Annotated in this window: 14 protein-coding genes and 1 pseudogene; 3 read left to right on the top strand and 12 right to left on the bottom strand. The window is 71.3% G+C overall.

Features of this window, described 5'->3' with window-relative positions; all coding sequences use genetic code 11:
• Positions 1–79 precede the first annotated feature (79 nt).
• From clpB to NYF13_RS06715, 4 genes are all read right to left on the bottom strand, one after another.
• Positions 80–2,677 (bottom strand): ATP-dependent chaperone ClpB, encoded by a 2,598-nt coding sequence (clpB, locus tag NYF13_RS06730; protein WP_315654910.1) that lies wholly within the window; start codon positions 2,675–2,677, stop codon positions 80–82.
• A gap of 93 nt (positions 2,678–2,770) precedes the next feature.
• Positions 2,771–3,958, bottom strand: a complete 1,188-nt coding sequence (locus NYF13_RS06725) for an MFS transporter (RefSeq protein ID WP_315654909.1) — start codon at positions 3,956–3,958, stop codon at positions 2,771–2,773.
• Positions 3,959–4,190: 232 nt separating this feature from the next.
• Positions 4,191–6,239, bottom strand: a complete 2,049-nt coding sequence (locus tag NYF13_RS06720) for an MFS transporter (protein ID WP_315654906.1) — start codon at positions 6,237–6,239, stop codon at positions 4,191–4,193.
• A gap of 37 nt (positions 6,240–6,276) precedes the next feature.
• The gene (locus NYF13_RS06715; RefSeq protein ID WP_315654904.1) at positions 6,277–6,765 is read right to left on the bottom strand and encodes a MarR family winged helix-turn-helix transcriptional regulator; all 489 of its coding nucleotides are present in this window, start codon (positions 6,763–6,765) and stop codon (positions 6,277–6,279) included.
• Between the two features lie 373 nt (positions 6,766–7,138).
• On the opposite strand from NYF13_RS06715, the gene NYF13_RS06710 reads away from it, so the two are divergent.
• Both NYF13_RS06710 and NYF13_RS06705 read left to right on the top strand, forming a co-directional pair.
• Positions 7,139–8,314 (top strand): globin domain-containing protein, encoded by a 1,176-nt coding sequence (locus NYF13_RS06710; RefSeq protein WP_315654903.1) that lies wholly within the window; start codon positions 7,139–7,141, stop codon positions 8,312–8,314.
• Positions 8,315–8,405: 91 nt separating this feature from the next.
• Positions 8,406–9,098 carry a dienelactone hydrolase family protein gene (locus NYF13_RS06705; RefSeq protein ID WP_315654902.1) on the top strand — a complete coding sequence of 231 codons (693 nt, stop codon included), beginning with the start codon at positions 8,406–8,408 and terminating at the stop codon, positions 9,096–9,098.
• Between the two features lie 36 nt (positions 9,099–9,134).
• Here the strand turns inward: NYF13_RS06705 and NYF13_RS06700 are convergent, their stop codons facing one another.
• The 5 genes from NYF13_RS06700 to NYF13_RS06680 form a co-directional block, all read right to left on the bottom strand.
• Positions 9,135–9,569: a heat shock protein transcriptional repressor HspR gene (locus tag NYF13_RS06700; RefSeq protein ID WP_315654901.1), complete on the bottom strand. Its 435-nt coding sequence runs from the start codon at positions 9,567–9,569 to the stop codon at positions 9,135–9,137.
• A gap of 5 nt (positions 9,570–9,574) precedes the next feature.
• On the bottom strand, positions 9,575–10,759 hold the full coding sequence (dnaJ, locus tag NYF13_RS06695) for a molecular chaperone DnaJ (RefSeq protein WP_315654900.1): 1,185 nt from the start codon (positions 10,757–10,759) through the stop codon (positions 9,575–9,577).
• Between the two features lie 33 nt (positions 10,760–10,792).
• Positions 10,793–11,500, bottom strand: a complete 708-nt coding sequence (grpE, locus tag NYF13_RS06690) for a nucleotide exchange factor GrpE (RefSeq protein WP_315654899.1) — start codon at positions 11,498–11,500, stop codon at positions 10,793–10,795.
• Entirely contained in the window at positions 11,497–13,353 is a 1,857-nt protein-coding gene (gene dnaK, locus NYF13_RS06685; protein ID WP_315654897.1) for a molecular chaperone DnaK, read from the bottom strand. The genes grpE and dnaK overlap by 4 nt, the downstream gene beginning before the upstream one ends.
• A 257-nt stretch (positions 13,354–13,610) precedes the next feature.
• Positions 13,611–14,378 carry a DUF4097 family beta strand repeat-containing protein gene (locus tag NYF13_RS06680; protein ID WP_315654895.1) on the bottom strand — a complete coding sequence of 256 codons (768 nt, stop codon included), beginning with the start codon at positions 14,376–14,378 and terminating at the stop codon, positions 13,611–13,613.
• Positions 14,379–14,536: 158 nt separating this feature from the next.
• On the opposite strand from NYF13_RS06680, the gene NYF13_RS06675 reads away from it, so the two are divergent.
• Positions 14,537–15,076 carry a YbhB/YbcL family Raf kinase inhibitor-like protein gene (locus tag NYF13_RS06675; protein WP_315654892.1) on the top strand — a complete coding sequence of 180 codons (540 nt, stop codon included), beginning with the start codon at positions 14,537–14,539 and terminating at the stop codon, positions 15,074–15,076.
• Between the two features lie 127 nt (positions 15,077–15,203).
• On the opposite strand, the pseudogene NYF13_RS06670 reads toward NYF13_RS06675, so the two are convergent.
• The 3 genes and pseudogenes from NYF13_RS06670 to NYF13_RS06660 form a co-directional block, all read right to left on the bottom strand.
• Positions 15,204–15,644: pseudogene (locus tag NYF13_RS06670) on the bottom strand (GNAT family N-acetyltransferase).
• Between the two features lie 43 nt (positions 15,645–15,687).
• Complete coding sequence (locus tag NYF13_RS06665) at positions 15,688–16,248, bottom strand: TetR family transcriptional regulator (RefSeq protein WP_315654890.1); 561 nt, start codon at positions 16,246–16,248, stop codon at positions 15,688–15,690.
• A complete protein-coding gene (locus NYF13_RS06660) occupies positions 16,245–16,571 on the bottom strand; it encodes a multidrug efflux SMR transporter (RefSeq protein WP_315654888.1) in 327 nt (108 codons plus the stop codon). The genes NYF13_RS06665 and NYF13_RS06660 overlap by 4 nt, the downstream gene beginning before the upstream one ends.
• Positions 16,572–16,627: the final 56 nt, after the last annotated feature.

The raw sequence follows: 16,627 nt of genomic DNA, 5'->3' as shown, positions 1-16,627 counted from the left end.
CCGGTTTCATCGACAAATCGCTTAACCGATGTGAAGAACGGCCCTCCCGAAGCCGGGAGGGCCGTTCGCGCCGGGTGGGTCAGTCGACGCGCTCGACCGAGAGCGTGCCGCCCGTCTCGAGCTCCGCGAGGTCGACCCGCACGGTGTCGCCGTCGCGGACCTCGCCGGCCAGCAGCTTGCGCGCCAGCTGGTCGCCGATCGCCGACTGCACCAGCCGCCGCAGCGGCCGGGCCCCGTAGATCGGGTCGAACCCGTTGAGCGCCAGCCATTCGCGGGCGCCGTCGGTGACCTCGAGGTGCAGCCGGCGCTGGGCCAGCCGCGCCGCCAGCCGGGCCACCTGGATGTCCACAATGGACGTCAACTGCTCGGTGCCGAGCGCGTGGAACACCACGATGTCGTCCAGCCGGTTCAGGAACTCCGGCTTGAAGTGCCGCTGCACGGTCTCCAGCACGGCGTCGCTGCGCTGGCGCTCGTCCAGCGCCGGGTCGGCGATGGCCTGCGAGCCGAGGTTCGAGGTCAGGATCAGGATGGTGTTGCGGAAGTCCACCGTCCGGCCCTGGCCGTCGGTCAGCCGGCCGTCGTCGAGCACCTGCAGGAGCACGTCGAACACGTCCGGGTGCGCCTTCTCCACCTCGTCGAGCAGCACCACCGTGTAAGGACGGCGTCGCACGGCCTCGGTCAGCTGGCCGCCCTGGTCGTAACCGACGTACCCCGGCGGGGCGCCGACCAGGCGGGCCACCGAGTGCTTCTCGGAGTACTCGCTCATGTCGATGCGCTGCATCGCGCGCTCGTCGTCGAACAGGAACTCCGCCAGCGCCTTGGCCAGCTCGGTCTTGCCGACGCCGGTCGGGCCGAGGAACAGGAACGAGCCGGTCGGGCGGTCCGGGTCGGCGACACCGGCGCGGGTGCGGCGCACGGCGTCCGCCACCACCTGCACCGCCCGCTCCTGCCCGATCACGCGGCGGGTCAGCTCCTCCTCCATCCGGAGCAGCTTGCCCGTCTCGCCTTCGAGCAGGCGCCCGGCCGGGATGCCGGTCCACGCACTGACCACGTCGGCCACGTCGTCGGCGCTGACCTCCTCCTTCAGCATCACGTTCTGCGCGCTCGCCTCGCTGGCCTCGGTCGCGGCCTGGAACTCCTTCTCCAGCGCGGGGATCCGGCCGTAGCGGAGTTCAGCCGCCTTGCCGAGGTCACCGTCGCGCTCCGCGCGCTCCGATTCACCGCGCAACTGCTCCAACTGCTCCTTCAGCTCACGGACGCGCTCGATCGAGCCCTTCTCGTTCTGCCAACGCGCAGTCAGGGCCGTCAGCGTCTCGCGCTTCTCGGCCAGCTCGGCCCGCAGCGCACCCAGCCGCTCCTTGGAGGGGGCATCGTCCTCCTTGGACAGTGCCATCTCCTCGATCTCCATCCGGCGCACGGCCCGCTCGACCTCGTCGATCTCCACCGGCCGCGAGTCGATCTCCATGCGCAGCTTGGACGCGGCCTCGTCGACCAGGTCGATCGCCTTGTCCGGCAGGAACCGGGCGGTGATGTAGCGGTCGGACAGGGTGGCGGCGGCGACCAGCGCGGCGTCGGTGATCCGGACCCCGTGGTGCACCTCGTAGCGCTCCTTGAGCCCGCGCAGGATCGCGATGGTGTCCTCCGGCGACGGCTCGCCGACCAGCACCTGCTGGAAGCGCCGCTCCAGCGCGGCGTCCTTCTCGATGTGCTGGCGGTACTCGTCGAGCGTGGTCGCGCCGACCATGCGCAGCTCGCCGCGGGCCAGCATCGGCTTGATCATGTTGCCCGCGTCCATCGCGCCTTCGCCGGTCGCGCCCGCGCCGACGATGGTGTGCAGCTCGTCGATGAAGGTGACGACCTGGCCCGCGGAGTCGGTGATCTCCTTGAGCACGGCCTTCAACCGCTCCTCGAACTCGCCGCGGAACTTCGCGCCGGCCACCATCGAGCCGAGGTCGAGCGACACCACGCGCTTGCCGCGCAACGACTCCGGCACGTCACCGGCGACGATTCGCTGGGCCAGCCCCTCGACGATCGCCGTCTTGCCGACCCCCGGCTCGCCGATCAGCACCGGGTTGTTCTTGGTCCGGCGCGAGAGCACCTGCACCACGCGGCGGATCTCGGTGTCCCGGCCGATCACCGGGTCCAGCTCGCCCGCCCGGGCGCGCTCGGTCAGGTCGACGCCGTACTTCTCCAGCGCCTTGAACGTGCTCTCCGGGTCCGCGCTGGTGATCCGCGCGGAGCCGCGCACCTTGGCGAACGCCTCGCGCAGCGCGTCCGGCGTCGCGCCGTGGCGCTTGAGCAGCTCGGCGACCGGGCCACCGTCGGTGGCGAGACCGACGAGCAGGTGCTCGGTCGACACGTACTCGTCACCCAGCTCGGTGGCGAGCTTCTGCGCCTGCGTCAGCGATTTGACCGCGGGCGCGTCGAACTGCGGGCTCGACACCGTCGCACCGGTCGCCGACGGCAGCCCGCTGATGATCGGTTCGAGCTCCTTGTGCACCACCCCGGGGTCGGCCCCGACCGCGGTCAGCAGCGGAGCGGTCAGCCCCTCACCCTGCGCCAGCAGGGCGCCCAGCAGATGAGCGGCCGAAACGTGCGGGTTGCCGGCCATGGTGGCCGCCTGCGCCGCCGAGGAGATCGCCTGCTGGGTCTTCGTGGTCGGGTTGAAAGCGTCCATCCCTCACCTCATGTGTCTGTGGAAAGTCCAGGTGACAGCCCTGACCAAGGCCAGTCGACAGGTACAACGTCAGAAAACTTGAGTCTGTTCCGCTCAACTCTGAATCGGTGTCACGGCTTCCGCGGGCAACCTCGGCTCCAGCCGGCCGAGCCCGGCCACGGCGAGGCAAGCGCAGACCCCGATCAGCACCCAGGGTAGCCAAGCGGCCACGGAGAACAAGGCGACCACCGCCGGGGCCAGCACCTGAGCGACGGTGAACGCGTACTGGAACGCCGCGAGGTAGCGCCCCCTCGCCTCCGGGGGCGCCGCGGCCTCGGCGAGCGCGCCGGAACGCGGGCCGAAGACCAGGTCGCCCGCCGCGTAGACCAGCGTGGCGGCCAGCAGGTAGGCCGGTTGCCAGTCCGGCGGGACCAGCAGCACGCCGAGGCTGACCAGGCACCAGGCGGCGAACAGCGCGGAGCCGCCGCGCATGGCCTCGATCCGGTTGAGCCGGCGGGTGAGCCGCAGCGCCAGCGTGCCGCCGACGCTGGTGACCACGGTGAGCAGGGCGAGGATGGTGCCGGGCAGCCAGGCCGGGCCGTGCAGCAGGTCGAGCACGAACACCGGCGTCCCGACCAGGAAGAAGTCCAGCGAGAGGCCGAACAGCCCGCTGAACAGGATGAGCGCGAGGTAGGGCCGGTTGCGCAGCACCCCGGCGCGGCCCGCCGCGCGCCGGGACCGCCGGACCGCGGGCCGGACCACCGAGGCGACCAGTCCGGCGGAGGCCAGGAAGGTGCCGATGTCCACGGCGAGCGCCACGCTGTAACCCGCTTCGCCGTACCAGGTCAGCAGGACCGAGGAGGTGAGCCCGCCGAGCCCGAACCCGCCGGACCGCACCATGCCGACCTCGGCGAACGGGCGGTCCTTCGGCCCGTCACCCGCGACGTCCGCGATGAGGGCGAACAGACTGCTGTAGAACAACTGCTGCCCGGCCCCCAGCAGCACCGCCGCCACGACGACCGCGAAGACCCCGTCCGCCAGCACGTAGGCGCCCGCCCCGGCCGCCTGCAGCAGTTGCGCGCCGACCACCACCGCCCGGGGCCCGGTCCGGTCCACCAGCCGCCCGGCCAGCGGCGGCACCACCAGCCCGGCCGTCGTCCCGAGGGTCACCGCGGTTCCCGCGACGGGCAGCGGCAGCCCCACCACCCGCGTGACGTAGACCAGGGCGAGCGGCAGGAACAGGCCCGAGCCGAAATTGTCGACCCCCAGCGCCCACAGCAGGGCCACCCGGCTCCGCGTCACCCGATCGACGTTACCGCCGGGCGCGGCCGGGAGGTCAGGTCCGGACGGAGACTCCGCCGGGGTCCGAATGCCACAGGCAGTAGAACGAGTGGAACGACCCGGTGGTCCTGATCCCGGGGCGGATCGACTCCACCGGCGGGGTTCGGCGAGCCGGGGTGCGCCGGCGGTGATCGAGGCACTGCGCGAAGAGCCCCGGCGCGCCAACGCCGGGGCTCTTCGCGGAAGCGGGGCTTCAGCCCAGCGTGCCGGTGTGGCGGGCGAACTCGCCCTCCGGTTCGAGCACCACGTCGTGGCGCAGCGAGGTGCCGGTGGTCACGGACAGGGGTTCGCGGTGCGGCTGGTGGTCGTAGGCCGAAACGGTCAGTGTGTACGAGCCGGCCGGCAGACCGGTGAAGGACGAGGCGACGACCGCGCCCGCGCTGTCGGTGACCGTCAGGATCGCGCCGGGGACCGCCGCGTGACGACCGGCGGTGCGGACGCGGCCGGCGCAACCGCCCGCGCCGTCCAGCAGCAGGTCGTGCCAGACCGGGCGCTCGGCCAGGTGCACCGTCGACACGCTGGGGCGCAGCGAGCCGGCCGTGGCCAGCAGCACGTGCTTGCCTTCGGACCCGTTCAGCGAGTACTCGCCAGTGCGGCCGGTGCGGCCCACGTCGACCTGGCGGCCCGAAGCGTCGGTCAGCGTGAGCACCACGCCCGGGACCGGGCGGCCGTCGGCGTCGAGCACCCGTCCGCGCAGCGCCGTCGCCGGGCCCGTGGCCTCGATCTCGACCACGGCGGGCGCGGCGTCCGCGTCCAGGGTCCGGCGCAGCGGGACCTCCTTCAGGAAGATCACCGCCAGGAACGTGACCACCGCGATGAGGCCCGCGAACCGGAACACCGTGCCCGTGGCGTCACCGAAGGCGGCGCGCACCACCGGCTGCAGCGCGACCGGCAGCGAACCGATGTCGAGGGTCCCGCCGCCGCCGTGCACCGCGCCGCCGGCCGGGAGGCCGAGGCGGGTGAGCGAGTTCGTGATGTTCGTGGCGACGTGCGCGGCGAGCACCGCGCCCAGCGCCGAGACCCCCGCCGCGCCGCCGAGCGAGCGGAAGAAGGTGACCACCGAGGAGGACGCGCCCATGTCCTTCATCGCCACGGTGTTCTGCACCACCAGCACCAGGTTCTGCATCAGGAACCCGAGCCCGAGGCCCACCAGCGCCAGGTAGGCGCCCATCAGCGTCAGGTCGGTGGTGTGGTCCACCGTGCTGAGCAGGAACAGCCCGGCCAGCAGCGAGGCGCCGCCGGCGATCATGAACGGCTTGGTGCGGCCGGTGCGCGAGATGACCTGGCCGGCGCCGGTCGAGGCGAGCGCGAGGCCGAGCACCAGCGGCAGGGTCATCAGCCCGGCGTGCGTGGGGGAGAACCCGCGCGAGATCTGGTAGTACTGCCCGAGGAAGACCGAGCCGCCGAACATCGCCGTGCCCACGGCCAGCGAGGCCAGCACCGACAGCGTGAAGGTGCGGTTGCGGAACAGGCGCAGCGGGATCACCGGCTCCGCGGCCCGGGATTCGACGAACACCGCCAGCGCCAACGCGACCACCGCGCCGCCGACGTAGGCCACGCTCGACCACGAGGCCCAGCCGAAGCTGGTCCCGGCCAGCGAGACCCAGATCAGCAGCAGGGCGACGCCGCCGACCAGCAGGGTCGCGCCCAGCCAGTCGATCCGCACCTTGCGCTTGAGCACCGGCAGCTTCAGCGTGCGGCCGAGCACCACGAACGCGATCACCGCGATCGGCACGCAGACCCAGAAGCACCAGCGCCAGCCCAGCGGCGAGTCCACGATCAGGCCGCCGATCAACGGCCCGGAGACGGTGGCCACGGCGAACACCGCGCCGGTGTAGCCGGAGTACTTGCCCCGGTCGCGCGGCGCGATCATCGCGGCGATGACCACCTGGATCAGCGCCTGGAGGCCGCCGAGGCCGACACCCTGGAGCGCGCGGTAGGCGATCAGCTCGGGCATCGAGCCGGAGATGCCGCCCAGCGCCGAGCCGAGCGTGAAGATCACGATCGCCAGCTGGTAGAGCAGCTTCTTGCTGAACAGGTCCGAGAGCTTGCCCCAGATCGGGGTGGTCGCGGTGGAGGTCAGCAGGGTGGCCGTGACCACCCAGGTGTACTGGCTCTGCGAGCCGTGCAGATCGGCGATGATGGTCGGCAGCGCGTTCGACACGATGGTCGAGGACAGCATCGCCACCAGCAGGGCCAGCAGCAGGCCGGAGAAGGCCTTCATGATCTGCCGGTGCGTCATCGGCTCACCGGTAACCGTGGTACTCAACGCTCTTCTCTCACTTTCCCGACGTTCCGGCTTGATCCGCCGCGCAGACCGGGGAGCCCAGCACCGTGCGCAGATCGCCGTTCATTTCGGCGAGCCGGGTCGTCAGGTCGGCGATCCGTTCCTCGTCCCATCCCAGCAGGGCCCTCTCGAAGAAGGCCAGGTACTGCTCGCGCCAGCGCTCCAGCTCTCCGCGGCCCTTCTCGGACACGCTGATCAGCGACGCGCGCCCGTCCTGCGGGGCCGGGCGGCGCTCGATCAGGCCCGCGGCCTGCAACTGGGCGATCTGGCGGCTGATCACGGAGAGGTCGACCAGCCGGCGCTTGGCCAGCTCGGACGGCCGCGCCTCACCGTGCTTCACGAGGTCGGACAGCAGCATTCCGGCGGCCGGGTGCAGACCGGGTTCCTCCTGCCACGCCTGCATGATCCACAGGTGCTGGAGCTGGGCCGAAGCCCGCAGCTCCCGCATCAACTCGACCCTGACGTCTTCGGCAGAGCTCATCGGATCCTCCCGGGCCGGGCGCCGGTCGGCCACCCAATTGGTTGTGCAGTACAAGTTTATCTTCGGAAGGTTGCGTAGGGCAACTATCTATCCGGTGAGCTGGCCCACGTCGGCCCGCGGGCCGGTAACCCGACCGGAGCAACGTTGCGGGCAAGAAGGCCCAAGGCGGCTAGTCTGCGGACGAACGACGTCAGGCCGACGTCGCGACAGCTTCGAGCAGCACGTCGGGGAGAACGAGGTGGAGCAGTGGTGAATTCCCGCGGGAGCCTCGGGACGAGACGGCGCGAGCCGCGGCGGCCGGTTCCGGCCGCCGCCCGCCCGTGACGCCCCCGGCCGACCCCGTGCACCACTCCCGACCAGCGAACGACCGCTCATGACCGCCGATTCGATCAGCCCGATCCCCCGCTCGGCCGCGCCCCGCGAGGCACCGGCCGCGGTCACCGCGATGGTGCGGCTGATCCGGGACACCTGGGCCAAGTCCGAGCCGTTCATCCCGGAGATCTCCCAGTTCTTCTACGGGATGCTGTTCACCCTCGCCCCGGTCACCCGCGACTTCTTCCCGATCAACATGGAGGTGCAGCGCGGGCGGCTGGTGCGCGCCCTGGTGCACATCGTGCAGATGGTGGACCGGCCCGACGACCTGGTGCCGTTCCTGCGCCAGCTCGGTCGCGACCACCGCAAGTTCGGCGTCATCCCGCGGCACTACGAAGCCGTCGGCACGGCCCTGCTCGCGGCGTTGAAGAACCACCTCGGCGCCGACTGGACCCCGGCGGTCGAGCGCGCGTGGGCGGAAGCGTTCACCATCGTCGCGCGCGCCATGCAGGAGGCCGCCGCGGCCGACGCGAACCCGGCGTCCTGGTCGGCCACCGTGGTCGAGCACCGGCGGCTGACCTGGGACCTGGCCCTGGTTCGGCTGGTACCGGCCCAGCCCGTGCCGTACCTGCCGGGGCAGTACATGAGCGTGGAGGTACCGCAGCGGCCGCGGTTGTGGCGCTACCTCTCGCCGGCGAACGCGCCGCGGGAAGACGGCGGGATCGAGTTCCACGTGCGGGCCGTGGACGGCGGCTGGGTCTCCCGCGCGATCGTGAGCCACACGCAGCCCGGGGACGTCTGGCGCCTCGGCCCGCCGCTCGGGCGGATGAACGTCGACCGCGAACGCTCGCGCGGGGTGCTGATGGTGGCCGGCGGCACCGGCGTCGCCCCGTTGCGCTCGATCCTCGACCACCTGGCCCTGTGGGGCGAGAACCCGAAGACCCGCCTGTTCTACGGCGGCCCGTCCCGCGACGACCTGTACGACCTCGAAGAGCTGCGGGCGCTGTCCTCGACCAACCCGTGGCTCACCGTGACGCCCGTGGTCGAGCGCGGCGACCACCTGCCGGGCTGCGAGCAGGGCACGCTCGCGGAAGCGGTCACGCGGTACGGCGCCTGGCCCGACCACGACATCCTGGTCGCCGGCTCACCTTCGATGATCCGCGCGACGGTGTCCCGGATGCTCGTGGCCGGCAGCGTGCTGGGCCAGATCCAGTACGACCCGTTCACCATCGACTGATTTGTCCATATCGGACAGAGAACTTCGGACCGGCAGCTCCCCGGAATCCTCGAAGTCCGCGGAATCCCCGGGCCGGGGCTAGGGTCAGGGCATGGAGATCCGGATCCCCGCCGCGGACGGCGGTATCAAGGGCTACCTGGCCACCCCCGAGGGCCCCGGCCCCTTCCCGGGCGTGGTCATCATCCACGACGCGATCGGGCTGACGCAGGACGCGCGGAACATCACCGACCGGTTCGCCGCCGAGGGATACCTGGCGCTGAGCCCCGACCTGTACTCGCGCGGAGGCTTCTTCCGCTGCGTGAAGCGGGTGTTCGGCGAGCTGTTCGCCCGCTCGGGCCGCGCCTACGACGACATCGAAGCGGCCCGTTCGCTCGTGGCCGGGCGCCCGGACGCGAGCGGCAAAGTCGGTGTCGCCGGCTACTGCATGGGCGGCGGATTCGCGCTCGTCGCCGCGTCACGCGAGTTCGACGCCTCCGCGCCCTACTACGGCCAGCTGCCCCGCGACCTGTCCGCTTTGGACGGTGCCTGCCCGGTGGTCGCCAGCTTCGGCCGCCACGACCCGACCCTGCGCGGCGCGGCCACGAAACTCGAGCTGGAACTGGAGTCGCGCGGGATCCCGCACGACGTCAAGGAATACCCGGACGCCGGCCACGGCTTCGCCAACCGGATCGGCCCGGCCCCGCTCCAGAGCCTGCTGCGCATCGCCAACTTCGGCTACCACGAGCCTTCGGACTCCGACGCCTGGAAGCGCGTGACCGGGTTCTTCGCCGAGCACCTGAAGTAGCCCGTCAGCGGCGACGGCGGGAACCGGCGTCGCCGCTCACGAGCGCTTGGGCTTCCAGACCACCAGCGAGGTCTGCTGCCGCATCGGCACGAGGTCCTTGCGGTAGGAGGCGTGCACCGCGGCGGTCGCCTGCTCGGCGGCGGCGTAGGCCGCGGCGATCTCCTCGGTCAGCTCGTGCACGCGGGCGCGCAGGGCGTCGACCTGGTTCTCCAGCTCGATGATGCGCTTGACCCCGGCCAGGTTCACCCCGGCCTCCTGCGAGAGGCGCTGCACCTCGCGCAGCAGGGCGATGTCCCGCATGGAGTACCGGCGGCCGCCGCCCGAGGTGCGGCCCGGCGAGACCAGGCCCTGACGGTCGTAGGAGCGCAGGGTCTGGGCGTGCAGCCCGGAAAGCTGCGCCGCCACCGAAATCACGAACACCGGAGTGTCCTCGTCCGCGCCGTGCGGGATTCCCGGTGGTCCGCCGAACATCACCCTCACCTGCCTTCGAGCAGCTCGGTGATCTCGGGCCGCGGGTCGTGGCCCTTGATCGACTCGGCGTAGGCCTCCAGCGCCGAGCGCGCCTGGTCGTCCAGCTTCGCCGGGACCGCCGCCTGCAGCGTCACCAGCAGGTCACCCTGCGAGCCGTCCCGCTTCTGAATGCCCTTTCCCCGCACGCGCAACACTCGGCCACTCGAGGTACCCGCGGGCACCTTGAGCGACACCTTGCCGTCCAGCGTCGGCACCGTGACGGTGGTGCCCAGCGCCAGTTCGGTGAAGTCCACCGGCACGGTCAGCGTGAGGTTCAGGTCCTTGCGGCCGAACAGCGCGTGCGGCGCCACGTGGACCCGCACGTACAGGTCGCCGTTCTGCGCGCCGCCCCGGCCCGGCTCGCCCTGGGCGGCCAGCCGGATCCGCTGGTCGTCGTCGACGCCCGGCGGGATGCGCACGGTCAGCGTGCGGGTGCGGGTGCTGATGCCCTCGCCGCCGCACTCCGGGCACGGGTCGTCGATCAACTGGCCGCGGCCGCGGCAGTCCCGGCACGGCTCGGAGAACGCGAACGCGCCCTGGCTGCGGCTGACCAGACCGGACCCGCTGCAGGTCGGGCAGGTGCGCGGCGAGGTACCGGGCTTGGCCCCGTTGCCGCCGCAGGTCGAGCAGGTAGCCGGGCTCGACAGCCGCAACGGCAGGGTCGCGCCCTTGACCGCCTCGGTGAAGTCGATCCGCACGTCGGTCTCGACGTCGGCCCCGCGCTGCGGCCGGTTCGCCGCCGCACCGGCCGGGCCACCCCGGCCCCGGCCGAAGATGCCGCCCAGTATGTCGCCGAGCCCGCCGAAGCCACCCTGCTGCGCACCGCCGGCCTGGCTGAAGATGTCGCCCATGTCGAAGCCGCCGGCCCCACCGCCGCCGCCGGGGAAACCGCCGAACCCGCCCGCGCCGCCGGCCCCGAAGAGGCTCCTGGCCTCGTCGTACTCCTTGCGCTTGGCCGGGTCGGACAACACCCCGTAGGCCTCGGAGACGGCCTTGAACTTGTTCTCCGCCTCCGTGTTGCCCGCGTTGGCGTCCGGGTGGTTCTCCTTGGCCAGCTTGCGGTAGGCCTTCTTGATCTCGTCGGCCGTGGCGTCGGAGGAGACACCCAGCTCCCGGTAGAAGTCCTTACCGATCCATTCCCGAGCACTCACCGGGTGCCTCCTCCTTCCACTGTGGAACGACAGTTACTGCTGGTCCGGCTCATCGATCGATCCGTCGAGCGGCAGCTCGCCACCGACCGGCGGGTCCACCGGCGCGCCCGCGCCCGGCTCGTGGTCGGTGACCCCGACCAGCGCGGCGCGCAGCACCCGGTCACCGAAGCGGTAGCCGCGGCGCATGACCACGGTGACCGTCGGGCCCGTCACCTCCGGTGAGGTGTCGTGCTGCACGGCCTCGTGCACGCTCGGGTCGAAGGGCTCGCCCTCCGCGCCGAACGACTCCAGGCCGGCCCGTTGGAGGCCGCTGACCAGCTTGTCGCCGACCGACTTGAACGCACCGGTGAGGTCGCCGTGCTGCTCCGCGCGCTCGAGGTCGTCGAGCAGCGGCAGCAGCTCGTCGACCACCGACGCCTTGGCCCGCAGCACCACGGCTTCGCGATCGCGGTCCACCCGCTTGCGGTAGTTCGCGTACTCCGCCTGCAAACGCTGCAGGTCGGTGGTGCGTTCGGCCAGCTGCTTCTCGACGTCGGAGGAGACCGAGACGGCCTCGCCGATGATCGAGTCGCCGAGCGAGGGGCCCGCGTGCTTGCCCGCGAGCTCCTCCTCGGCCGGCCCATCGCTTTCCGGGGACGGCGGGCGGGCCTCGCCGGCCTGCGGGTCGACCCGCCGCCGGTCCCGCACGACCACCGGTTCCTCCGGGCCCCGGCCCTCGGTGTCCTCGTGTCGCGGGGTCACTTCTTCTCGTCCTCTTCCACGATCTCGGCGTCGACCACGTCGTCGGCCTTGGCCTGGCCGGCCCCGGCCGCGCCGGCGGCACCCGCGTCGGCACCCGGGGCGCCTTCGGCGTTCGCGTTGGCGTACAGCGCGGTGCCCAGCTCCTGCGAAGCCGTGTTCAGCTTCTCGATGGACTCGCGGATCTTGGCCGAGTCGGTGCCCTTGAGCGCCTCGTTCGACTCGTCGATCGCGGACTTGACCTTGCCCTTGAGGTCCTCGGGCAGCTTGTCGTCGTTGTCCTTGAGGAACTTCTCGGTCTGGTAGACCAGCGTCTCGGCCTGGTTGCGGGTCTCGGCCTCTTCGCGGCGGGTCTTGTCCTCCTCGGCGTGCGCCTCGGCGTCCTTGACCATCCGGTCGATGTCGTCCTTCGGCAGCGCGGAGCCGCCGGTGATCGTCATCGACTGCTCCTTGTTCGTGCCCAGGTCCTTCGCGGTCACGTGCACGATGCCGTTGGCGTCGATGTCGAAGGTGACCTCGATCTGCGGCACGCCACGCGGGGCGGGCGGCAGACCGGTCAGCTCGAACATGCCGAGCTTCTTGTTGTGCGCGGCGATCTCCCGCTCACCCTGGAACACCTGGATCTGCACCGAGGGCTGGTTGTCGTCCGCGGTGGAGAAGGTCTCCGAGCGCTTGGTCGGGATCGTGGTGTTGCGCTCGATCAGCTTGGTGAACACCCCGCCCTTGGTCTCGATGCCCAGCGAAAGCGGGGTCACGTCGAGCAGCAGGACGTCCTTGACCTCGCCCTTGAGCACGCCGGCCTGCAGCGCCGCGCCGACTGCGACGACCTCGTCCGGGTTCACGCCCTTGTTCGGCTCGCGCCCGCCGGTCAGCTCCTTGACCAGCTCGGCCACGGCCGGCATCCGGGTGGAACCACCCACGAGCACGACGTGGTCGATGTCGCCGACCGAGGTGCCCGCGTCCCGGATGACGTTGTTGAACGGGTTGCGGGTGCGCTCGAGCAGGTCCGAGGTGATCTTCTGGAACTCGGCGCGCGAGAGCGTCTCGTCGAGGAACAGCGGGTTCTTGTCGCCGTCCACGGTGATGTAAGGCAGGTTGATGCTGGCGGAGTTGGAGCTGGACAGCTCGATCTTCGCCTTCTCCGCCGCCTCGCGGATGCGCTGCAGCGCCATCTTGTCGCGGGTCAGGTCGATGCCGTTGGTGGCCTTGAACTTGTCGACCAGCCACTTGACGATGCGCTCGTCCCAGTCGTCACCACCGAGGTGGTTGTCGCCGGAGGTCGCGCGGACCTCGACCACGCCTTCGCCGATCTCCAGCAGCGAGACGTCGAACGTGCCGCCACCGAGGTCGAAGACCAGGATGGTCTGCTCCTTCTCGCCCTTGTCCAGGCCGTACGCCAGGGCGGCGGCGGTCGGCTCGTTGACGATGCGGAGCACGTTCAGCCCGGCGATCTGCCCGGCCTCCTTGGTGGCCTGCCGCTGGGAGTCCTCGAAGTACGCCGGGACGGTGATCACCGCGTCGGTGATCTCCTCGCCCAGGTACGACTCGGCGTCGCGCTTGAGCTTCATCAGCACGCGCGCGCTGATCTCCTGGGGCGTGTACCCCTTGCCGTCGATCTCGGTCTTCCAGTCGGTGCCGATGTGCCGCTTCACGGACCGGATGGTGCGGTCGACGTTCGTCACGGCCTGGTTCTTCGCCGGCTGTCCGGTCAGCACTTCGCCGTTCTTGGCGAAGGCGACGATGGACGGGGTGGTACGGGAGCCTTCCGAGTTGGCGATGACCGTCGGCTCGCCGCCCTCAAGGACGGCGACGACCGAGTTGGTCGTGCCGAGGTCGATGCCGACCGCTCGCGCCATGGTGCTTCCTCCTGTGTTGACAGCTCTGCTGCTGGGTTCGGTGACCTGCACGTTCCGGCTCCGCCTTGAGCGGGGCCGTGGCAAGTTCTATCCGGGCCGAGTGCGTCTCGTCAAGCAGACTTGAGTCGATCGCACTCAACCTTCGTATCAGGGTAACGAGCAGGTATGGGCTCTTGTTCCCGGGATCAGCCGCAAACCGTCCCTCGGCCGGGTGTGATACCGCTCACCAGGTCTTTCACCGCGTTGGCCGGGTGCCTTCAGCCGGTTTGGACCGAGACGGACCCGCTGTCGGTGCTCAGGTCGAGCGTCTTCGCCCCGGCGGGGCCCTGCGGGATGTCGATCGACCGGCTGCCGCTGCCGCTGTCACCGATCACGCGGTACGAGCCGCTGGGCACGCGCACCTCGACGCTGCCGGAACCGGCCTGCACCTTGACGTCGCCGGGCTGGGCGAGCCGCAGCTCCACGCTGCCGCTGTCCGTGGAGACCTCGACCGGCCCCCGCACCCCGCCGGCCGAGACGTGACCGGACTCGCTGTGCGCCTGGACGCCGCCGACGTCGCGCAGGTCGATGGACCCGCTGTCGAGGTGGAGCTTCACCAGGCCGGTCACGTCGGCCACGGTCGCGTCGCCGGAGCTGGAGGACGCGTCGACGCTGCCCACCCCGGTGACGTCCAGGTCCCCCGAGCCGGTCGTGCCCGTGACCGGCACACCGGCCGGGACGACGACCTCGAAGTCGGCCGTGCAGGTGCGGCCGCAGCCGCCGAGCACCAGCTGGTCGCCCTCGACGTGGAAGGCGTCGTCCGGCGCGGAGCGGAAGTTGTAGTGCAGCTTCTGGTGCACGGTCACGGCCCCGGTGCCGACGCGGATCCGGACGTCGCCCGAGTCGGCCGCCAGCTTCACCCCGCGGATCGGCTGCGCCACCGTCGCGTCCCGCGTCACCGAGGAGCCCGGCCCCCAGCCGAACGCGAGGGCCACCCCCAACCCGATCAGAACTGTGCCACCCAGTGCCAGCAACGGCCGCGCCATCGGCTCTTCCCCTCGGTAACCATCCGTCCCGGACGACCTTAGGAGCGGGCCGGGGGGCTCGACATCCGGTAAACCCCCCGATACGTCCCTGAGGAGGCGACCCCCGGGCGCGGGTCCTAGCCTGGCTCCGTTCGGACCTTCCGTGCTCAGGAGGATTCATGCCTCAGTCGCCCAATCCCTACGACTTCCTGCCCGACGCGCCCTCGTTCACGCTGCGCAGCACCGACATCGCCGACGGGGAAACGCTGGCGACCCCGCAGCGGTCCGGCATCTTCGGCGCCGGCGGCGAGGACCGCTCGCCCCAGCTGGCTTGGGAAGGCGCCCCCGAGGGGACCAAGAGCTACGCGGTGACGGTGTACGACCCCGATGCCCCCACGGCCAGCGGGTTCTGGCACTGGGCGGTGTTCGACATCCCGGCCACCGTCTCGGAGCTGGCGGCGAACGCGGGCGACGCGGACGGCTCGGGCCTGCCCGAGGGCGCGGTCACGCTCAAGGGCGACGGCGGGGTCAAGCAGTACCTCGGCGCCGCCCCGCCGCCCGGGCACGGCCCGCACCGCTACTACTTCGCGGTGCACGCCCTCGATGTCGACAAGCTGGACATCGACGGCGACTCGACCCCGGCGTTCCTGGGCTTCACCATGTTCGGCCACACCCTGGGCCGCGCGGTCCTGACCCCGATCTACGAGAACCAGGGCTGACCCGCCGGCCGTGGCGAAGGTCGGCAGCCTGGATTTCCCGCCCGGTGAAATCCAGGCCGTCGACCCGGCGAACCGCTGTACCGACGCGAGGCACCCGTGGCGGCGGGCGAGGTTTCGCCCGGCCCGGTCACCGCAACGATTCCGGATTCGCCCCCGGTCGCTCCAGGAACCGCCCCCGGGTGTGCTCCGCGAAGCCGAACTGCCGGTACAGCTCGTGCGCGTCGGCGGTGAACAGCATCCAGCGCAGGCCCGCGCCGGGACCGTTGTCGATCATCTCGCGCACCAGTTCCTTCCCGAGGCCGTGGCCGCGGGCGTCGGCGATCACGAAGACGTCGGCGAGGTACGCCGTGGTGACCCCGTCGGACACAGCGCGGGCGAAGCCGACCTGGCGGCCGGTGGCGGACTCGTACACCCCGACCACGCGCCACGAGCCGTCGATCGAGGCCACGACCTGCTCGCGCGTGCGCCAGCGGCCCCATTAGGCCTCGGTGGACAGGAAGAGCCACAGCACGTCCGGGTCGAGCCGCTGCCGGTCGTCGTCGAGTTCGTATTCGCCCACGCTTCGCACGCCCCGCAAGCTAATCGAGGACCGCGGCGCGGCGCACGCGGTTTCAGCGCGGCTTGAGCAGGTAGTCCACCACCGGGCGCAGTTCGTCGGCCGAGGGCGGCTCGTCGTCGATCAGGCCCTGGATCAGCAACCCGTCGATACCGGCCAGGAACACCCGGAAGGCGACCTCGTCGTCGTGGCGGACCATCGAGGTCAGCACGTCGAGCCAGCGGCGCGCGGCCGGGCGCAGCTCGGGTTTGCGGGCGGCCAGCAGGTACAGCTCGTACTCCGCCATCGTGCGGCCGCGCCGCGGGCCCAGCGCCTCCGCCAGCAGCCCGGCCACCTCCTCGGCGCCGCGGCTGCCGCGCGAGCGCGCCCGGTCGATCATCCAGTACACCTCGGTCGCCATGTCCCGCGCGCACGAGATCAGCGTGGCCACGAGCAGGTCGTCGAGCGAGGTGAAGTGGTAGGTGGTCGACGTCGTGGGCACGCCCGCCTCGGCCGCCACGGTGCGGTGGGTGACCCCGGCGACGCCGTCGCGCTCGATCACCCGCAGCGCGGCGGCGATGATCTCCGCGCGCCGTTTGTCCCCGCGGGCCTTGCGCCCGTCGACCTGGATCTTCACCCGCCGCTCCCCGCCTCGATCAGCACCACCCCGCCGATCACCAGCACCAGACCGGCGGCGATCGCGAGGTTGAACGGCTCCTTGAACACCAGCACCCCGATGATCGCCACCAGCGCCACGCCGGCCGCGGCCCAGATCGCGTACGCCACCCCGATCGGCAGCCCGAGCTTCAGCACCTGCGAAAGCCCGTAGAAGGCCACGCCGTAACCGATCACCACCAGCACCGACGGGCCGAGGCGGCTGAACCCCTCGGAAAGCCGCAGCGAGACGGTCGCCGTCACTTCTGCGGCGATGGCCAGAGCGAGGTACAAGTAAGCACCCATGGCCCGAAAGTACCTGAACGATGGTCCCACTAGCGAGCGAGGCGTGCACCACATCG

The organism is Amycolatopsis sp. PS_44_ISF1 (assembly GCF_032335455.1).
Lineage (GTDB): Bacteria > Actinomycetota > Actinomycetes > Mycobacteriales > Pseudonocardiaceae > Amycolatopsis.
This window is presented reverse-complemented; position numbering and strand designations above follow the sequence as displayed.

Coding starts and splice junctions, on each gene's coding strand:
- clpB (WP_315654910.1), bottom strand. CDS start 2,677: ATGGACGCTTTCAACCCGACCACGAAGACCCAGCAGGCGATCTCCTCG.
- NYF13_RS06720 (WP_315654906.1), bottom strand. CDS start 6,239: ATGACGCACCGGCAGATCATGAAGGCCTTCTCCGGCCTGCTGCTGGCC.
- NYF13_RS06715 (WP_315654904.1), bottom strand. CDS start 6,765: ATGAGCTCTGCCGAAGACGTCAGGGTCGAGTTGATGCGGGAGCTGCGG.
- NYF13_RS06710 (WP_315654903.1), top strand. CDS start 7,139: ATGACCGCCGATTCGATCAGCCCGATCCCCCGCTCGGCCGCGCCCCGC.
- NYF13_RS06705 (WP_315654902.1), top strand. CDS start 8,406: ATGGAGATCCGGATCCCCGCCGCGGACGGCGGTATCAAGGGCTACCTG.
- NYF13_RS06700 (WP_315654901.1), bottom strand. CDS start 9,569: ATGTTCGGCGGACCACCGGGAATCCCGCACGGCGCGGACGAGGACACT.
- dnaK (WP_315654897.1), bottom strand. CDS start 13,353: ATGGCGCGAGCGGTCGGCATCGACCTCGGCACGACCAACTCGGTCGTC.
- NYF13_RS06680 (WP_315654895.1), bottom strand. CDS start 14,378: ATGGCGCGGCCGTTGCTGGCACTGGGTGGCACAGTTCTGATCGGGTTG.
- NYF13_RS06675 (WP_315654892.1), top strand. CDS start 14,537: ATGCCTCAGTCGCCCAATCCCTACGACTTCCTGCCCGACGCGCCCTCG.
- NYF13_RS06660 (WP_315654888.1), bottom strand. CDS start 16,571: ATGGGTGCTTACTTGTACCTCGCTCTGGCCATCGCCGCAGAAGTGACG.